This window comes from Bradyrhizobium iriomotense (assembly GCF_030160715.1).
Classification (GTDB): domain Bacteria; phylum Pseudomonadota; class Alphaproteobacteria; order Rhizobiales; family Xanthobacteraceae; genus Bradyrhizobium; species Bradyrhizobium iriomotense.
In genome coordinates this window covers 318042-334546 of record NZ_BSOW01000006.1, presented here as the reverse complement: position 1 = coordinate 334546, position 16505 = coordinate 318042, and the positions used below count along the sequence as shown (strand labels likewise).

The 16505-nt window shown below is 66.1% G+C and carries 15 protein-coding genes; 8 read left to right on the top strand and 7 right to left on the bottom strand.

The features are described from left to right. A partial coding sequence (locus QQL28_RS11640) for an NAD(P)/FAD-dependent oxidoreductase (RefSeq protein ID WP_284264965.1) occupies nt 1-1362 on the bottom strand: 1362 nt, incomplete at its 3' end. 93 nt (nt 1363-1455) lie between these two features. Between QQL28_RS11640 and QQL28_RS11635 the strand changes: the two genes are divergently transcribed. From QQL28_RS11635 to QQL28_RS11625, 3 genes are read left to right on the top strand one after another with little or no spacing between them, the layout of a single operon-like run. Then, a complete protein-coding gene (locus QQL28_RS11635; protein WP_284264963.1) occupies nt 1456-2007 on the top strand; it encodes a SixA phosphatase family protein in 552 nt (183 codons plus the stop codon). 47 nt (nt 2008-2054) lie between these two features. Further along, complete coding sequence (locus tag QQL28_RS11630) at nt 2055-2480, top strand: universal stress protein (RefSeq protein WP_284264962.1); 426 nt, start codon at nt 2055-2057, stop codon at nt 2478-2480. 57 nt (nt 2481-2537) lie between these two features. Then, nucleotides 2538-2963, top strand: coding sequence for a hypothetical protein (locus QQL28_RS11625; RefSeq protein ID WP_284264959.1), 426 nt, complete (start codon nt 2538-2540; stop codon nt 2961-2963). Nucleotides 2964-3175: 212 nt separating this feature from the next. On the opposite strand, the gene QQL28_RS11620 is transcribed toward QQL28_RS11625, so the two are convergent. Continuing rightward, a complete protein-coding gene (locus tag QQL28_RS11620) occupies nt 3176-3412 on the bottom strand; it encodes a DUF1127 domain-containing protein (RefSeq protein WP_284264957.1) in 237 nt (78 codons plus the stop codon). Nucleotides 3413-3598: 186 nt separating this feature from the next. Here QQL28_RS11620 and QQL28_RS11615 point away from each other — a divergent pair, with 186 nt between their 5' ends. Further along, nucleotides 3599-4942, top strand: coding sequence for an aminotransferase-like domain-containing protein (locus QQL28_RS11615; RefSeq protein ID WP_284264955.1), 1344 nt, complete (start codon nt 3599-3601; stop codon nt 4940-4942). Nucleotides 4943-4954: 12 nt separating this feature from the next. On the opposite strand, the gene QQL28_RS11610 is transcribed toward QQL28_RS11615, so the two are convergent. Further along, nucleotides 4955-5527, bottom strand: a complete 573-nt coding sequence (locus QQL28_RS11610; protein ID WP_284264953.1) for a YdcF family protein — start codon at nt 5525-5527, stop codon at nt 4955-4957. Between the two features lie 87 nt (nt 5528-5614). Beyond that, a complete protein-coding gene (locus QQL28_RS11605) occupies nt 5615-6217 on the bottom strand; it encodes a hypothetical protein (RefSeq protein WP_284264951.1) in 603 nt (200 codons plus the stop codon). A gap of 73 nt (nt 6218-6290) precedes the next feature. Between QQL28_RS11605 and QQL28_RS11600 the strand changes: the two genes are divergently transcribed. Further along, nucleotides 6291-6725, top strand: coding sequence for a hypothetical protein (locus QQL28_RS11600; RefSeq protein WP_284264949.1), 435 nt, complete (start codon nt 6291-6293; stop codon nt 6723-6725). A 3-nt stretch (nt 6726-6728) separates the two neighbouring features. On the opposite strand, the gene QQL28_RS11595 is transcribed toward QQL28_RS11600, so the two are convergent. From QQL28_RS11595 to QQL28_RS11585, 3 genes are all read right to left on the bottom strand, one after another. Next, entirely contained in the window at nt 6729-9128 is a 2400-nt protein-coding gene (locus QQL28_RS11595) for an EAL domain-containing protein (RefSeq protein ID WP_284264948.1), read from the bottom strand. Nucleotides 9129-9248: 120 nt separating this feature from the next. After that, nucleotides 9249-10649, bottom strand: a complete 1401-nt coding sequence (locus tag QQL28_RS11590; RefSeq protein ID WP_284264946.1) for an MFS transporter — start codon at nt 10647-10649, stop codon at nt 9249-9251. A 135-nt stretch (nt 10650-10784) separates the two neighbouring features. Then, entirely contained in the window at nt 10785-11291 is a 507-nt protein-coding gene (locus tag QQL28_RS11585; RefSeq protein WP_284264944.1) for a YciE/YciF ferroxidase family protein, read from the bottom strand. A 362-nt stretch (nt 11292-11653) separates the two neighbouring features. On the opposite strand from QQL28_RS11585, the gene QQL28_RS11580 reads away from it, so the two are divergent. The 3 genes from QQL28_RS11580 (at nt 11654) to QQL28_RS11570 (ending at nt 16380) form a co-directional block, all read left to right on the top strand. Then, nucleotides 11654-12736, top strand: a complete 1083-nt coding sequence (locus tag QQL28_RS11580; protein ID WP_284264942.1) for a lysylphosphatidylglycerol synthase transmembrane domain-containing protein — start codon at nt 11654-11656, stop codon at nt 12734-12736. A 94-nt stretch (nt 12737-12830) separates the two neighbouring features. After that, on the top strand, nt 12831-14777 hold the full coding sequence (locus QQL28_RS11575) for an SGNH/GDSL hydrolase family protein (RefSeq protein ID WP_284264941.1): 1947 nt from the start codon (nt 12831-12833) through the stop codon (nt 14775-14777). 250 nt (nt 14778-15027) lie between these two features. Then, a complete protein-coding gene (locus QQL28_RS11570; RefSeq protein WP_284264939.1) occupies nt 15028-16380 on the top strand; it encodes an MFS transporter in 1353 nt (450 codons plus the stop codon). Nucleotides 16381-16505: the final 125 nt, after the last annotated feature.

Here is a 16505-nt window from a genome sequence, read left to right as displayed (position 1 = left end):
GCGCCGCGGCCCCGTGCCGGCGGCCCTGTTGGCCTCAGCCAGCTTCGCCTCGCGCTCCCTCTCCTTGACCCGCGCCCGCTCGCGGTAACGGGCGAGCGTGCCAGCGGCGGCCGAGCTCGCCCTGCCCCAGAGCCCGATCGCCTGACCGGCGGCCCGCCCCGTGATCCCGCCCGCCCAGACCAGCTCGAACGGCGAGAACAGGCGCCAGCGCTCATCGCCCCGGAGGATGCTGCGGGCGATGAGCTGCCCGGCCATGGCCGAGGTGTTCATGCCCTGGCGGCCAAAGCCGCTCGCCACCCACAGGCCTTTGCGGAGCTGGCCGATCTGCGGCATGCCGTGCACGGTCTGGCCGGTGGCCCCGCCAAACATCTCGGTGATCTCGACCTCGCCAAGATCTGGAAAGATCGTGCGGATCCGGCGCTTGATGGCGCCGGCGAAGCGTTGCGGGCCCGCGGGCCAGGTCGTCTCCGGGCTGTCCCACATCAAGCGGTCGCCATCGACCACGCGAAAATGATCGATGCCGTCGGTATCGATCACCGATCCCTTGAAGGCGAGGATCTCGGAGAGGCGCTCGCCGAGCGGTGCGGTGATTCCGGCGTAGCGCCAGACCGGCAGCAGCGTATCCGACAGGCGCTTCAGCGGCGCGCCGAGATGGATGTTGCCGGCGAGCACGATATGCGTCGCGCGCAGGCGCGCCGAAGGCGTCACGATGCGCTTGCGGATGCCGGAATGATCGATGCTGACGACCGGCGTGTCCTCGAAGATGCGCGCGCCGGCCCGCCGCGCCAGGGCCGCGAGCCCGTGGACATATTTGCGGCCATCGACCTGAAACGCTCTCGGATAATGGACGCCGTGGAAATAGCGGTCGGTCTTGAGCACCGCGCGCACGCGGTCGGCTTGCCAGCCTTCGGCCTCGGTATCGAAATCCTCGTTCAGCATCTGGAGCCGGCTGATCAGCCGATCGCCGGCATCGACATTGGAGACTTCGAGCACGCCGTCACTGACGCCGATCCCCGGCATCGTCTCTTCGGTGGCGTTGGCGCGCACGAATTCGGCGCCCTCCTTCGACAGCGCCCAGAGCTCGCGCGCGTCCTCGAAACCGATGCGCTCGATCAGGTCGGCGAGCGGCAGCGCAAAACCCGGCTTCACGGTGCCGAGTTGATTGCCGGAGGCGTTCCAGCCGACATGCCGGCCCTCCAGCACCGCGACGCTGGCCCCGAGCCGTGCCGCCTCCAGCGCGATCGTGAGCCCGGCGAGCCCCGCGCCGATCACACAGATATCGGCGTCGAGATCGAACGACAGCCGCACGCGCTCGCGAAAGCCGGCTTCTTCCTGGGACACGCTTGTGTAAGTCTCGCTCATGTCGTTTTCTTAAGGCACCGGTCAGGCCCTTGTCACCTTGTCCTGAACCGGTGCCTGTAGATTTAAATACGACCGAAATGATTCGAGAATGCCATGCGCCGTTTGATGCTGCTGCGTCACGCCAAGACCGAGACTGACGCACCGAGCGGCCGTGACCAGGACCGCCGTCTCGACGACCGCGGCCATCGGGATGCAGCCCAGATGGGCGACTGGATCGCCCATCATCCGCCGTTCCCCAATACCGTGCTGGTTTCGCCGGCCGTGCGGGCCAGGCAGACCTGGGACATCGCCTGGGACGCCATGAAGGACCGCGTCGCGCCGCCCAAGGTCGAATTACTGCCGGAACTCTATGGCGCCGACCCCGCGCAGCTCCTGGAAACCATTCGCACCGCAACCATCCCGGTCTCGCCCAAGAATCCTTCGCCCAAGAGTCTGATGCTGGTCGGTCACAATCCCGGCATGCATGAAATTGCATTGATGCTGATGGGCGGCGGCGAGGAGGCCGGCCGCAAGGCCCTCGCCCACAATCTGCCCACTGCGGGACTTGCGGTCTTCGACTTTGACGTCAAGGATTGGGGTGACGTGGCGTACCGCCGCGGGAAGCTGGTGCTGTTCGTCAGCCCCAAGCTGCTGAAGCAGGCTTAGGGGCGACAGGGCGCCGTCCCCGGCCTCGGAAAGACAGGGAGGCGCAGATGTTCAAGTCCATTCTCGTGCCCATCGACCTCGCCGACACCGATCTCGCAAAACCTGCGATTGCGACGGCTGCAACGCTGTCGCAGACCTGGAACGGCACGGTGCGCCTGCTCAACGTGCTGCCGATGACGCCGGTGATGCTGGCCGAATATGTGCCGGCCGATTTCGACGAGCAGCAACGCCAGACCTCCGAGGAAGCGCTCGCCATCGTCGCGCGCGAGTCCGGCATCGACGCCGCGCGTATCTCCAGCGTGGTGCGCCAGGGCGGCATCTATCACGAGATCCTGGAGGAAGCGGCGCATATGAAGGCCGAACTCATCGTCATGACCTCGCACCGCCCGGCGATGCGGACCTATTTCCTCGGCTCAAATGCCGGGCATGTCGTGCGTTACGCCAAATGCTCGGTGCTGGTGGTCAGGCACTAAACTCGGAGCAATGCCGTGAAGCAATGGTGGCGGAGATGGACCTACGAGGTCCCGCTCTTGATCGGCGATGCGCTGTGGGAGGTGCTGGTCGTGCAACTGGCCGCGCTGCTGGACAGGCTGACGGTGCGGAAGATCATCGCCTTCATCCCCGTCGTCATCCTGATAGGGGCCTACTACCACAGCATCCCGATTCCGCCGGAACTGATGCTGATCGGCGATTTCCTCGCCTATATCGACATCTTCTCGGTGCTGTTCCTGGTCGGCGTGCTGAGTCGTGTCACGACGATTTTGTTCGTCGTCAGGCATGTAGCGGCGCGCATCGCGTCGCTCGTCGGCAGCTTCGTCGCGCATTTGCAGCGCTTCGATGCTCGGCATCGGCGCCAGCGTGGCGCTCCAGCGCGGCCTCGCCCTAAGCCTGACCAGTCCGAAGACGATCGTGCTTATGGTGGCGTGTGGGGCCACGTCGAGCTGGCTTGGTCGTGATCTGGATTGCTTCGCTGCGCTCGCAATGACGGCGTGGAAGCAGTTGCGCGCCAAAACTCCGCTCTTGTGCCCCGGACGCGGCGCAGCGCTACTTCAGCGGTACGTTGCAGAGCCGGGGCCCACGCATCAGCGTTGCTTGTGGCTCCCTGGGTCCCGGCTCTGCGCAGCAACGGAAGAGCGTTGCAGCGCGTCCGGGACACAGGCGAAGGCGCTCACAGATACCGCGTCATCTCTGCTTTGAACTGTCCGTAGACGGCGTCTTCGATCTGGCTGCGGTTGATCCCGATGTCGCGCAGAGCGCGGTCGTCGAGCTCGTTCAGCGTCTTGACGGCAGAGCGGCGCTCCAGGCGGTCCAACAGCGCATAGGCGGCGTTGACGAGCGTGGCAAAAAATCCGCTCGACGAGGATGGGCGTAAACTCCGCCCGGCAGTTTGCGAGATCGTGGTCATTTTTCTTCTCCGGCCTTTGGTCCTGCGCGGCGAAGCGGATGCCGTTGGCGCAAACGCGGAAAGCGTCTGCACCTCATTTGCCATCGGATCGCTCTCGCTCACCTCGGCTCAATCGCGGACCTTGATGGAACTTAAATGCTCCAGTACAATCCTCGGTGCAAGGAAAACATTGTTCTCGGTGCAATAATGTCCAAGTTCGAATACGTGAAGCTGGCCGATGCCATTGCCGCCGATATCACTAACGGGGCGTTAAGGCCGGGCGACCGCCTGCCGCCGCAACGCAATTTCGCCTATGAGCGTGGCATTGCGGTCTCGACCGCGAGCCGCGTTTATACGGAGCTGCTGCGTCGCGGCCTCGTCGTCGGAGAGGTCGGCCGCGGCACGTTCATTTCCGGCGAGGCGCGGCGCGGTGTCGCAGCTCCCGCCGAGCCGCGCGGCGCGCGCATCGACTTCGAGTTCAACTATCCGCTCCTGCCGCAGCAATCGGCGATGATCGCAAAGAGCCTCGCCGGGCTCGAGCGCCCCGAGGGGCTCGAGGTCGCGCTGCGGCCTGCGACCAGCACCGGCACGCAGGCAGCTCGGAGCATTTCCGCATCATTCCTCGCGCGCAAGGGCTGGGTGCCGAACGCCGACCATCTCGTCTTCACCTCGAACGGACGGCAATGCATTGCCGCCGCGCTTGCCGCGCTCGTGCCTGCGGGCGGGCGCTGCGGCGTCGAGGCTCTGACCTACCCCTTCATCAAGGGTATCGCCGCGCGGCTCGGCATCGCGCTGGTGCCGCTCGCGATGGACGAGCACGGCGTCCGCCCGGACGCCATCCAGAAGGCGCATCGCGAAGCGCATCTCGCCGCGCTCTATCTCCAGCCGACGATGCAGAACCCGCTGGGCATGACCATGCCGCTCGCCCGCCGCAACGACGTGCTGCGCGTTGCCGAGAAGCTCGACCTGCCGATCATCGAGGACACCGTTTACAGCTTCCTCACCGACGAGGTCCCGCTCGCCTCGCTGGCGCCGGACCGCTGCCTCGTGCTCGACAGCCTCTCGAAGAAGGTCGCACCCGGGCTCGCGCTCGGCTTCATCGTCGCCCCGCCCCACTTGCGCGAAAGCGTGCTGGCCTCGGTGCGCTCGGGCGGCTGGACCGCGTCCGGCTATGCCTTCGCGGCCGGGCAACGGCTGATGGCCGACGGCACTGCGGCCGAATTGTCGCGCCTCAAACGGATCGATGCGGGCAAGCGCCAGCATCTGGCGGCGCAGCGGCTTGCCGGCTTCGATATCCAGGCCGACCCGAAGTCCTACCATTTGTGGCTCGCACTGCCGCCGCATTGGCGCTCGCAGACGCTGGTCGCCGCAGCCGGCCGCCGCGACATCGCGCTGACGCCGTCCACAACGTTCGCGATCGCCAGCGGTCACGCGCCCAATGCGGTCCGCCTTGCGCTGGGCGCACCGACTTTCGAGCAGCTCGACGCGGGCCTGCGCACACTCTCGGCGATGCTGCGCTCGAAGGAAGAGGATTTCGACTCGACGGAGTAATGCGCCGGCCTCTCACGCCACCGGCCAGTCCGCGATGAAGCCCTTCGCCTTGTACGGCGTGATCTTGTCCCATTCATGCAGGACACGCCGGCGAAACTCGGCATCGGTGTGCCAGAGCCTGCGCGGCGTCGCAAAACTGTCGACGGTGACAAGCATCTTCGTCGCCTCCGGCCAGTGCCGGTGCAGCGTCATGGGATAGCGGCGCGCCGTCCAGGTATTGCCGAGGCAGATCACGCTGCGAATATTTTGCAGCCCAAGCGCCGCATCGATGACCGGCAGCGAGAAGACCACGTTCTCCCCCGTATTCATCGCCCGGTGCTCTTCGAGGATGCGGTCTGCCGGAATGCCGGCTTCGACCATCGCAGCCTTGATGAGCTTGCACTCGGATTGCTCCGAGCCCGGCGTCACCCCGCCACTGACAATCGACCAGCGGAAATAGCCGTCCCGCCAGAGCCTCGCCGCGGTGTCGGCGCGCAGCGCGACGTCCTCGCGGGTGCCGAACAGGAAGAGCAGGTCGGCCGGCCGAATCGGGGTCTCGATCAGATGCGTGGCATTGATTGCGGCGATCTCATCCGCCGTCGGCATTCGGGTGCTGCGGTCCATGGCGACAAGGATGCGGCATGGAGGCGCTCCTGCGAAGTCACGTTTGATAACCGCCGGTTGCAGCCGTTCCTACGGCAGCAGCGCCTCGGGCAGCCGGTCAAAGCTGTAGCTACGCGGCTGGTTGCGGCGGATAAAGCCGCCGATCTGCCAGGTGAACAGCGCGGCGAAGCCGATGATGAACAGCGCGCCGGTGAATTCGCCGGTCGCAACCGCGCGGATGAGAAGCCCGGCCATCGCCACCGCCAGCATCGCCAGAAGCGCGAGCGCCGCCGCGTAGGCGATGCGCCCGAGGCCCGCGGTCAGCTTGGCGCGGCTACCCGCCTTCGCCATGCGGGCATGCAGCGCCACGATGAAATCGCGAAAGCCGTGATCCTGCGCCGCCATCAGCGCCGCAGTCTGCCAGGTCGTCGACAGGATCGCGAGACGGCCACCGTCCGCATGGCGGAGATCGGCGCGAAACCGGTGCTGCTGCATCGAGACCGGCCGGTACGACAGCCGGATCGCCGAGATCTCGCCATAGCGCCACAGGCCGGAGCGGCCGGCGACGTGCCAGGACAGGCCCTCATCCGTCAGCTCGAAGCGGTGCGCCGAGCCGATCAGCGAGGCCTTGTAGGCGTAGCTCGTGACTTGCTCGCTCGGGACTTGCGCGGCGGCCTCCTGCACCTCGGACATCTCGATCCTTTTCAACTTCGCGCGCGGCCCGATCGGCTTGCGCGACCGCCCTCACCCATTCTACAAATCGGGCATGGCTGAGACGATCTTTTTTCCCCGTCACCTGATTCTCGGCGGCGCGATGATCGCGGGCGTGCTGCTCGCGCTCGCGGTGCACATGCTGGGCGCGCGCTACGGGCTCGACCTCGGCGGGCTTTGGCGCTCGGACACGCATGAGTTCATGCCGGCGGGTGCCGCGATCGCGTGGTGGCTGATCGCCACCGTCGGCTTTTCCGGCGGCTACTTCACCGCGACACTGATGCAGAGCGCCGTCTCGGGCCAGATCCCGCAAAGGATGCGGCAGTTCCTGATCGCGGTCGGTGTTCTGCTGCTCGCCGGCGCCGGACAGGCAGCCGCTGCACCAAGTCCGATCCCGACCATCTCCGGCGTGCTGGCAGGCCTCGCCGCACTGTGCCTCGGCGCAGTGATGGCGTTCTGCGGCGCGCATTTCGCGCTCCGCAAGGCCTGACGTTCAAGCAGAGGCGCGCAGGCGGGGTTTTGCCAACATCATCACAACCTCTGACGCCGGCCGCGGCGCACTGAACAGATACCCTTGCGCCTGGGTGCAGCCCTCGCGCCGCAGGAGCTCGAGCTGCGCATCGTTCTCGACACCCTCCGCCGTGGTGGCGATCCCGAGGCTCCGCCCGAGGCCGGTGACCGCGCGGACGATCGCCATCGAGTCCTCGCGCGTCGAGAGCTCGGACACGAAGGAGCGGTCGATCTTGATCTTGTCGAAGGGGAAGCTGCGCAAGTAGCTGAGCGAGGAATAGCCGGTGCCGAAATCGTCGAGCGAGATCCGCACGCCCTGCGCGCGCAGCTCGTGCAGGATCGCAAGCGTCGCCTCGCTGTTCTGGAGCAGCACGGATTCCGTGATCTCGAGCTCGAGGCGCTCGGCGGCGAGCCCCGAGGCGGCCAGCGCCTCGGTCACCGAGGCGACCAGGTTCGGGTTCTTGAACTGCACCGGCGAGAGGTTGACGGCGACGCCGATCTCCTCGGGCCAGGTGGCCGCATCGGCGCAGGCGTTGCGAAGCACCTGCTCGCCGAGCTGCACGATCAGGCCGGTCTCTTCCGCGAGCGGAATGAAGGCGACCGGCGAGATCAGGCCGCGTTGCGGGTGATTCCATCGGCTCAGCGCCTCGAACGCCACGACGCGGTCACTGGCGACGTCGCGGATCGGCTGGTAGTGGACCTCGAACTCGTTCCTGCCCAGCGCTGCCCGCAGATCCATCTCGAGCAACCGCCGCGCCTGCGCACGGGCATCCATGCCGGTCTCGAAGAAGCGATAGGTGCCGCGGCCGTCGGCCTTGGCGCGGTACAACGCGAGGTCGGCGTTCTTCAACAGCTCGTCCGGATTGCTGCCGTCCTGCGGCGACAGCGAGATGCCGATCGAGACGCCGATGATGATCTGATGGTCGGCGATCTGATAGGGCGCGGAAATCACCTCGACCAGGCGTCCGGCGAGCGCGGTGGCCGCCGCTTCCTCCTCCTTGCCGAGCTGGACCACGGCGAACTCGTCACCGCCGAGCCGCGCCACGGTGTCTTTCTCGCCGACGCAGGCAGCCAGCCTGCGGCCGACCTCCTTGAGCAGCGCGTCGCCGATCGGATGCCCGAGTGAATCGTTGATGTCCTTGAAGTGATCGAGATCGAGGCACAGCACGGCGAGCTGGTCGCCGGGCCTGGCGAGGCGCAGGCCCTGCTCAAGCTGCTCGTGGAACAGCACGCGGTTCGGCAGATTGGTCAGCGCGTCGTGGCGCGCCATGTGGGAAATCTTCTCCTGCGCCGCCAGCCATTCGGTAATGTCCTCGAAGGTCGCGACCCAGCCACCGCCCTCCATCGGCTGGTTGACGACACGGATCGATCGGCCGAACCGGCTGACGATCGTGGTCGTGGTGCGGCCGTCGCGGGCGTCCGCGACGAGCTGCGCGAAGAACTGATCCGGATCGCCCTGCCAGTGTCCCCGCGCCTGCTCTTCGCGCAGCACGTCGAGCAGCCGGCGGCCGGAGAGCTGCATGTCGGTCCGGCGCAGCATCGCGGCGTAGCGTTCGTTGAACAGGAGGATCTTGCCGTCACGGTCGAACATGCACAGCCCCTGCGACATGTTCTCGAGCGCAGTGTCGAGCACGACCTGCTGGCGCCCCAACTGTCCCTTGGCGCGGCGGTCGAGGATGGCGGCGACGAGCGCGATGGCGATGATGGCGGCCGCGGCGCTCGCGGTGAGCAAGGAGAGCGTCGCCGGCGCGATCGACAGCCCGCTGATGGCAAGCGTCGGATCCGGCGTCAACTCGACGGCGCCCATCGCCGTGAAGTGATGCGAGACGATGGCGAGCGTCAGCAGACCGGTGGCGCTCAGGGCATGCGAGAGGTCATCGCGCAGCGCCGCGACATGGATGGCAGCCGCGCCGAACACGATTCCGAACAGGATCGAAGCCGTCACCGTGCCGCTCACCCAGCCGATGCGCGCAGGCATCTCCAGCGCCGCCATGCCGGTATAGTGCATGGCCGCGACGCCGCCGCCGACGATGGCACCGCCGAGGAGGATCCAGGGCGTGCGCGTCGATGATACCGCGATGCTCAGGCCCACGAAGGTCACGGAGATCGCGAAGATCAGCGACAGGATCGTCACCGGAATGTTGTAGGCCGCGCCGGCGCCCGGCCCGTAAGCTAGCATCGCGATGAAATGCGTCGCCCAGATGCCGCAACCGCTGACGATGGCGTCGAGCGCAAGCCAGACCAGACGCGCAGAGCCCTGTGTGGCGCGCGCCCGATGAAACAGGCTGATCGCCGCCGCGCTGGCGAGCAGGCAGACTGCGCCGCCCAACGCGACCAGACCCCAGTCATGCTGATCCGTCAGGCAGTAAAAAACTTGGTACATGGCAGGCCCCTTTCGGCGCCTGCACTAAAAGCGGCGAGAGATGGACGGTCGGTAACCGGCTACATCACGGTTCGGCTCATGGTGAACGAAAGCTGTGAGCGCGAGGCAGCATACTCAGGGTTAACCATCGGCTGGCGCGCTACGCCATATTGCTGTCGCGGCCAGCAGCAGGACCGCTGCCGCAATGATCAGCGACGCGTGCAGTCCGGACATGAAGTTCCCCGCAACCAGCGAGCCGAACAGCGCAACGCCGAGCACGCTGCCGGTCTGCCGGGTCGCATTGAGCACGCCGGCCGCGATGCCCGAGCGGGCCTTCTCGACGCTGCCGAGCAGCGTCGAGGTTAGTGGCGGCACCAAAAGGCCGAGGCCGCCGCTGATCGCGATCATCTGCACGGCAATCGCCCAGTAGCTCGTGCCGGGAGCCATGTCGAGCATGCCGAGGCAGCCCAGCGCGGAGACGCACGCGCCCACGATCATGGTCCTGCAAGCTCCGATGCGCTCGGAAATGCGCGGCGAAAGCAAATTCACCGGCAGCACCGCGCCCATCATCGGGACGAAGGCAAGCCCGGTCCACCATGCCGACAGCCCGTTGACCTCCTGGAAGTAGAGGCTGAGCACGAAGATCAGGCCGTAGATCGCAACGTTCACGAGCAGACCCACGAGCGAGGTCAGCGCGAACATGCGGTTGCCAAACAGCGACAGCGGCAGCATCGGCTGCGCCGTGCGCTGCTCCCGCCAGATGAACAGGGTGGCCAGGACCGTGGCCGCAACGGAGGCTGCCATCACGGCAGGATGCGCCCAGCCGATTGCGCCGCCTTCGATGATCGCACCGGCGAGCGCGCCCAGTGCACCGATTGCCGCGCACTGGCCGGGCAGATCGATCTCACGCGCACGCGAGCGCGTGGTCTCATCGGTGTAGCGCCAGGTCAGCCCGAGGCCGGCAAGCCCGATGGGCAGGTTGACCAGGAAGATCGCCCGCCAGCCGACCAGCGTGATCAGGCCGCCGCCGACGAACGGCCCTGCGGTCAAGGCGAGGCTGGCGCCCGCGGCCCAGACCGCGACGGCGCGGCCGCGCTGCTTCTCGTCCGGATACGCGTGGTTGAGCAGCGCCAGCGAATTCGGCACCAGGATCGCCGCCGCCAACCCCTGGATCAGCCGCGCGCCGATCAAGACGGTGGCGTTCGGCGACAGCGCGCAGGCGAGCGAGGCCGCGGTGAAGATGGCGAAGCCCGCCATGAAGACTCGTTTGGCGCCGATGCGATCGCCGAGCGCGCCGGCGGTCAGGATGAAGGCGGCAAAGGCGATGGTATAGGCGCTCACCACCCATTGCAGTTCGGCGACCCCACCGCCAAGCGCGGTGCCCATCGCATGAAGTGCGGTGTTGACGATGGTAACGTCGAGTTGCACCACGCCATAGCCGAGACTCATCGCAGCGAGCGTCAGCGAGGTGGCAAGGCGCGAGCGCTGCGCGCTTTCCGAGGACTTATAGTCGATCGTGGTATTGGCGATATTGGTGCGCATGCTGCCATCCCGATTGCAGCCCCATGCGAAGACTACACCTCCAGCCTCACAGCATGCTTCGATAATGAACGAATGATGCGTGCGTCACGAAAACGCCGCGCGTCGCGCGCGCGGCGTTCCCGAAAGCGACATGGGCTAGCTTGCCGCGCGCAGGTTCACCTTGGTCTCGGCGATCATGGTCAGCTTCTTGTCGGTCGCCTTCTCTTCCTCGAGCGTCTTGGCGAGGACGCTTGCGCAGTCGTTGCGGCCGAGCTGCTTGGCCCAGGCAATCAGGCTGCCGTAGCGGACGATCTCGTAGTGCTCGGCGGCCTGCGCGGCGTTGATGAGCGCCGCATCGAGCACCGCCTTGTCGGCGACCTCGCCCGCCGTCTCCTCGGCTTCCTCGATGATGCCGTCGATCGCCGGGCAATCGACCGCCTTCACCTCGACGCCGTGCATCCTGAACACCTCTTCCAGCCGCTTCACGTGCTGTTTGGTTTCATCGAGGTGCGTCAAAAAGCCCTGCTTCAACTGCGGATCGGTCGCCTTATTTGCCATTTTCGGCAGCGCCTTGGTGAGCTGCTGCTCGGCGTAATAGATGTCCTGCAATTGATGCACGAACAGGTCATTCATGGTCTTGATGTCCTTGGTGAACAGTCCCATCGTTCCAATCCTTGCACTTCGGGAACAGAGCGGCTACCGGCCTGCGAGCAGGCCGTTGTTGCGCGATGTTCGTTTGCTGATGCACCGCTAACCGACACGCAAGAAGGACGTTCCGACAGGATCGAAAACCTTGCGCCGGAACAAGGCGAAGCGCGCCGTGGTTTGGCAAAATGCGGGCAAGGAAGCGGCAACGCTGCGACTCGCAATCCTTAATGCGCTGCAATGTGTAGGACGTATGACGAAAGTGATGCCGAAACTCAGAACCTTCCGTTGTCAAGGGCTGCACAAGTCGCTGTTTTTGCCCTAAGGAACTGGGATATATGGCTTGCGATCGAGTTGCTTGCCACCCGCCGGGAGGATGAATGCAGGACGTGCTGCCCGCGCTGAAACGCGGTTTCAAGAGATGGATCGGCTGGCGTCGGCTCGGCATTGCCGCGAGCGTCATGATCATCGCCTTCGCGATCACCACGCTGGTGCGCACCCTCAAGGGCATCGACACCGGCGTCATCCTGACCGCGTTAACCGAGATTCCCCGCGGCAATATCGGCCTTGCGGCGCTCTGCGTCTTCTTCGCCTTCTGTACGCTGACCTTCTATGACTTCTTCGCACTGCGAACGATCGGCAAGAAACACGTTCCCTACCGCATCGCAGCGCTGTCCAGCTTCACCTCCTATTCGATCGGCCACAACATCGGCGCGACCGTCTTCACCGGAGGGGCGATCCGCTTCCGGATCTATTCGGACTACGGGCTGAACGCGATCGACGTCGCGAAGATCTGCTTCCTCTCCGGCCTCACCTTCTGGCTCGGTAACATCTTCGTGCTCTCGATCGGCATGGCGATCCACCCCGATGCCGCCTCCGCCATGGATCAGCTCCCCTCGGCGATCAACCGCCTGATCGCCGTTGGCGGACTTGCCTCGATCGCCGCCTATCTGGTCTGGCTGTCGATGGGCGAGAAGCGCCGCGAGCTCGGCCAGAAGGGCTGGAAGGTGGTGCTGCCGTCGGCCCCCCTTACGCTCGTGCAGATCCTGATCGGCGTGGTCGACCTCGGCTTCTGCGCCCTGGCGATGTACCTCCTGGTGCCGTCCACGCCGCCGATCGATTTCATGTCGCTGGCGGTGGTGTTCATCCTGGCGACGCTGCTGGGCTTTGCCAGCCACGCCCCCGGCAGCATCGGCGTGTTCGACGCCGCCATGCTGGTCGCGCTCCCCGAATTCGGCCGCGAGCAGCTCCTGGCGACCCTCCTGGTCTTCCGCATCCTCTACTTCATGATCCCGTTCGGCCTCGCCATTTCCATCATGGGGGCGCGCGAGCTCTGGATGAACGTCGTGGAGCCTTGGCAGGAACGACGGCGGCTGGCGGAGGCCTGCGCGCAGGCCAACCTGCCCAAGCAGGTGGCGCAGATGGAGCGCGAACGCTCGCTGCGGCAGGCCAGCAAGCGCTAGACGGCGGTCCTTAAAGCGGTCAGACAAACGTCGAAGGCGGGTCCAGGAAGCCTCTCTTATTTCCGCCTCAACTTTGACGTTGAAAGCGCGGGCCATGATCCGAGCCAACCTCCGCACCTTGCTCGCCGGCGCCCTGCTTGTCGGGGTATTCGGCGCTCTGCCGCCTGAACGCGCTGCCGCGCAGGACGGCAGCTTGCAGATCACCTGGGAGGTGCGCAACCGCTTCCGACTGTTCCGCGAGGAGCGCGACTTCCTGCTCCATGTCGAGAACGCCCGCAACCGCAGCATCCTCGCCACCGAGCAGTCGCTGGAGATGCAAAGCGAAGGCCGCGGCTGGGCCCGCAACATGGTCAACCGCCTCTGCATCGACCTCCAGGGCCGGGTCAACCAGCCCTGCACCCGCGACAACGTGAAAGAGAACTACATCACGCCGGTCGACCATCCGGTCACCGTGCGCCTGACCGGCGCCGTGCCGGTCGGAGCCGTCTGCGCCTGGTCGTTCGATGACGGTGACGGGCCGCAGGCCTCGACCTTCGACTGTGCCGAGCCGGTGAACCTGCGCGTCCGCTATGGCAGGCAGACGGTGGCGACCGTCGACGTCTCCGCCGGCGCCGACCCGACCCAGCGCATCCAGGCCGAGATCCAGGTTCGCGACATCTTCATCGCGGGCCTTGGTGACAGCATCGCCTCCGGCGAAGGCAATCCGGATCGCCCTATCGCGCTGTCCGACGACGGCTTCTGCTTCCGCTCCTATCTCGGCACCGCCGGCGGGCAGTACTACCGGCCGAGCCGCGGCGGCTTCAAGGGCGGCCGGGCCTGCGAGGCGCCGGACACGCTCGCCAACTGGCAGCGCTACGGCGCACTCTGGTTCAACTCTCCTTGCCACCGCTCGCTCTACAGCTACCAGAGCCGCACCGCGCTCGCGCTCGCGGTCCGCTATGCCCACATCGCCGTGACCTATCTGCCGCTCGCCTGCACCGGCGCGAGCATCAGCGACGGGCTGCTCGGCTCGCAGCGTGCCCGCGAATGTCCGCCCGGCAAGAGCGGCGTTTGCCAGACCAGCGTGAACGCGCAGGTCGCCGAACTGCGCGAGGCGCTCACCGCAGCCCAGAAGCGGCAGCCGGACCGCAAGCTCGACCTCGTGCTGCTCTCGATCGGCGCCAACGACGTCTATTTCTCCGGCCTCGTCGCCGACGTGATCGTGGACACCGCGACCGAACGCGCGCTGTTCACGCGCTCCGGCGTGATGGCCGGGGTCGACGATTCCCGCGATGCGCTCGCGCGCGAGCTGCCGAGGAATTTCGTGAAGCTGCGCGAGGCCCTGAAGCCGCTGGTCGGCGGGGACCTCTCGCACGTCGTCTACGTCTCCTATGCCAATCCGGCGCTCGCCGACGGCGGCGTGCCCTGCCGCGGCGGCCGTGCCGGCTTCGACGTCCATCCGGCCTTCAACGCCGATCCGCAGCGCCTCGCCCGCGTCTCGACCTATGTCGACACCGAATTCCTGCCGCAGCTCAAGGGGCTCGCGACCTGCACGCAAGGCGCGCTGTGCCGCGATCCCGAATCCGACCGCATGACCTTCGTCGATACGCATCAGGGCCTGTTCGCCGACCACGGTTTCTGTGCGCATGCCGGCTCCGACCCCGAATTCGACCGCGCCTGCTTTGCCGAGAACGGCCAGAGTTTCAACCCCGACATCGTCACCGCCGCGAGCCAGCCGATGCTGTGCGGCCGCGGCGCCTCCGAATATCGCGCCTACCTGCCGCGCGCCCGCTGGATCCGCGACGCCAATGACAGCTATTTCGCCGCGATGACCTATCCGCAGGGATTGCCCGCCGCGAGCCAGCCGAACGACATTCACGACGCCGCCTGGGGCGTGCTCTCCGCCGTCTATGGCGGCGCCGTGCACCCATCCGCCGAAGGCCACGCCGCGATGGCGGACGCGACCCTGCCGGCCGCAAGCACCGTGCTCGGCCTCGACGCCGTGCCGCCCGGCTTCACCCGCGGATTTCTGGCGCCGCTGCTGCCGGGCGCACGGCAATAGCTATCAGCGCGAACCGCCTCCCCATCGTCATTGCGAGCGCAGCGAAGCAATCCAGACTGTCACTGCGGTGGGATTCTGGATTGCTTCGCTGCGCTCGCAATGACGAACTCGCGGGAGGGGCCCCGCCACCCTGCCGTTTCATCAATCCAAAAACGGTATCAATCGATACTCCCTTCAACTTGGACACTTTCGTGTGCGCCCCTCTAGGACTCCTCTCGAGGAAACATTTCGAACTCGAGGAGGCGCGCTCATGAGCGCAGTGGTATCCGCGACGGACGTGAGGAGGTCCCGCGTCAGGCTGTTCATCGTGACCATGTTGTTCCTGGTCACCACGGTCAACTATGCCGACCGCGCCACGCTGTCGATCGCCGGTCCCGCGCTCTCCAAGGAGCTCCATCTCGATCCCGTCGCTATGGGCTACATCTTCTCGGCCTTCGGCTGGTCCTATGTGATCGCGCAGGTGCCGGGCGGCTGGCTGCTCGACCGTTACGGCTCGCGCATCGTCTATGCCTTCAGCATCATCGTCTGGTCGCTGTTCACGCTGATGCAGGGCTGGGTCGGCTTCCTCGGCGCTGGAACCGCCGTCGCGATGCTGTTCGCCCTGCGCTTCCTGGTCGGCATTGCCGAAGCGCCCTCGTTCCCCGCCAATGCGCGCATCGTCGCGGCGTGGTTCCCGGGCAATGAGCGCGGCACTGCGTCGGCCTTCTTCAATTCCGGGCAGTATTTCGCGACGGTGATCTTCGCGCCGCTGATGGGCTGGATCGCCCATGATTACGGCTGGCGCTACGTCTTCTTCGTGATGGGCGCGCTCGGCGTCGTCATGGGCCTGGTCTGGATCAAGACCATCTACGGTCCGAGGGAGCACCCCTCCATCAACGAGGCCGAGTTCGACTACATCAAGGAAGGCGGCGCGCTGGTTGATCTCGACGCGCCCAAAGACGATCTGACGCACGAGCGCGCGCCGGACTCGGGCCCGAAGTGGGATCACATCCGCCAGCTTCTCTCCAACCGCATGATGCTCGGCGTCTATCTCGGCCAGTACTGCATCAACACGCTGACCTATTTCTTCCTGACCTGGTTCCCGGTGTACCTCGTCAAGGAGCGCGGCCTGTCGATCCTGCAAGCGGGCTTCGTCGCGACGCTGCCGGCCTTGTGCGGCTTCATCGGCGGCGTGCTCGGTGGCGTCATCTCGGATGCGATCCTGCGCAAGACGGGCTCGCTGACCATGGCGCGCAAGATCCCGATCGTCGGCGGCATGCTGCTGTCGATGGCGATCATCGGCTGCAACTATGTCGACGGCCAGGCTCTGGTGGTCGGCTTCATGGCGCTCGCCTTCTTCGGCAAGGGCATCGGCGCGCTCGGCTGGGCGGTCGTCTCCGACACCTCGCCCAAGGAAGCCGGCGGCGTCTCCGGCGGCCTGTTCAATACCTTCGGCAACCTCTCCTCGATCACCACCCCGATCGTGATCGGTTACATCGTGGCCGCGACCGGCTCGTTCAACGGCGCCCTCGTCTTCGTCGGCGTCAACGCGCTGGTTGCCGCGATCGCCTACCTCGTGGTCGTCGGCCAGATCCAGCGGGTGGTGCTCAAGCGCTCCTCCTGAACGCTCCGAGAAATCGGAGCGGGACCAGGCAACTTACGGCGGCTGCAACAGCCGCCGTCTTTGTTTCGGGGGTGATCGATGCTAGAAGCGCCGGGGAAACGCCTTATCCATCTAAGGCCAGTATC

Bases quoted from the DNA above. Each gene is read 5' to 3' on its own strand.
- QQL28_RS11635 (WP_284264963.1), top strand. From the start codon at position 1,456: ATGCGCCGTTTGATGCTGCTGCGTCACGCCAAGACCGAGACTGACGCA.
- QQL28_RS11630 (WP_284264962.1), top strand. From the start codon at position 2,055: ATGTTCAAGTCCATTCTCGTGCCCATCGACCTCGCCGACACCGATCTC.
- QQL28_RS11620 (WP_284264957.1), bottom strand. From the start codon at position 3,412: ATGACCACGATCTCGCAAACTGCCGGGCGGAGTTTACGCCCATCCTCG.
- QQL28_RS11615 (WP_284264955.1), top strand. From the start codon at position 3,599: ATGTCCAAGTTCGAATACGTGAAGCTGGCCGATGCCATTGCCGCCGAT.
- QQL28_RS11610 (WP_284264953.1), bottom strand. From the start codon at position 5,527: ATGCCGACGGCGGATGAGATCGCCGCAATCAATGCCACGCATCTGATC.
- QQL28_RS11605 (WP_284264951.1), bottom strand. From the start codon at position 6,217: ATGTCCGAGGTGCAGGAGGCCGCCGCGCAAGTCCCGAGCGAGCAAGTC.
- QQL28_RS11600 (WP_284264949.1), top strand. From the start codon at position 6,291: ATGGCTGAGACGATCTTTTTTCCCCGTCACCTGATTCTCGGCGGCGCG.
- QQL28_RS11595 (WP_284264948.1), bottom strand. From the start codon at position 9,128: ATGTACCAAGTTTTTTACTGCCTGACGGATCAGCATGACTGGGGTCTG.
- QQL28_RS11590 (WP_284264946.1), bottom strand. From the start codon at position 10,649: ATGCGCACCAATATCGCCAATACCACGATCGACTATAAGTCCTCGGAA.
- QQL28_RS11585 (WP_284264944.1), bottom strand. From the start codon at position 11,291: ATGGGACTGTTCACCAAGGACATCAAGACCATGAATGACCTGTTCGTG.
- QQL28_RS11580 (WP_284264942.1), top strand. From the start codon at position 11,654: ATGCAGGACGTGCTGCCCGCGCTGAAACGCGGTTTCAAGAGATGGATC.
- QQL28_RS11575 (WP_284264941.1), top strand. From the start codon at position 12,831: ATGATCCGAGCCAACCTCCGCACCTTGCTCGCCGGCGCCCTGCTTGTC.
- QQL28_RS11570 (WP_284264939.1), top strand. From the start codon at position 15,028: ATGAGCGCAGTGGTATCCGCGACGGACGTGAGGAGGTCCCGCGTCAGG.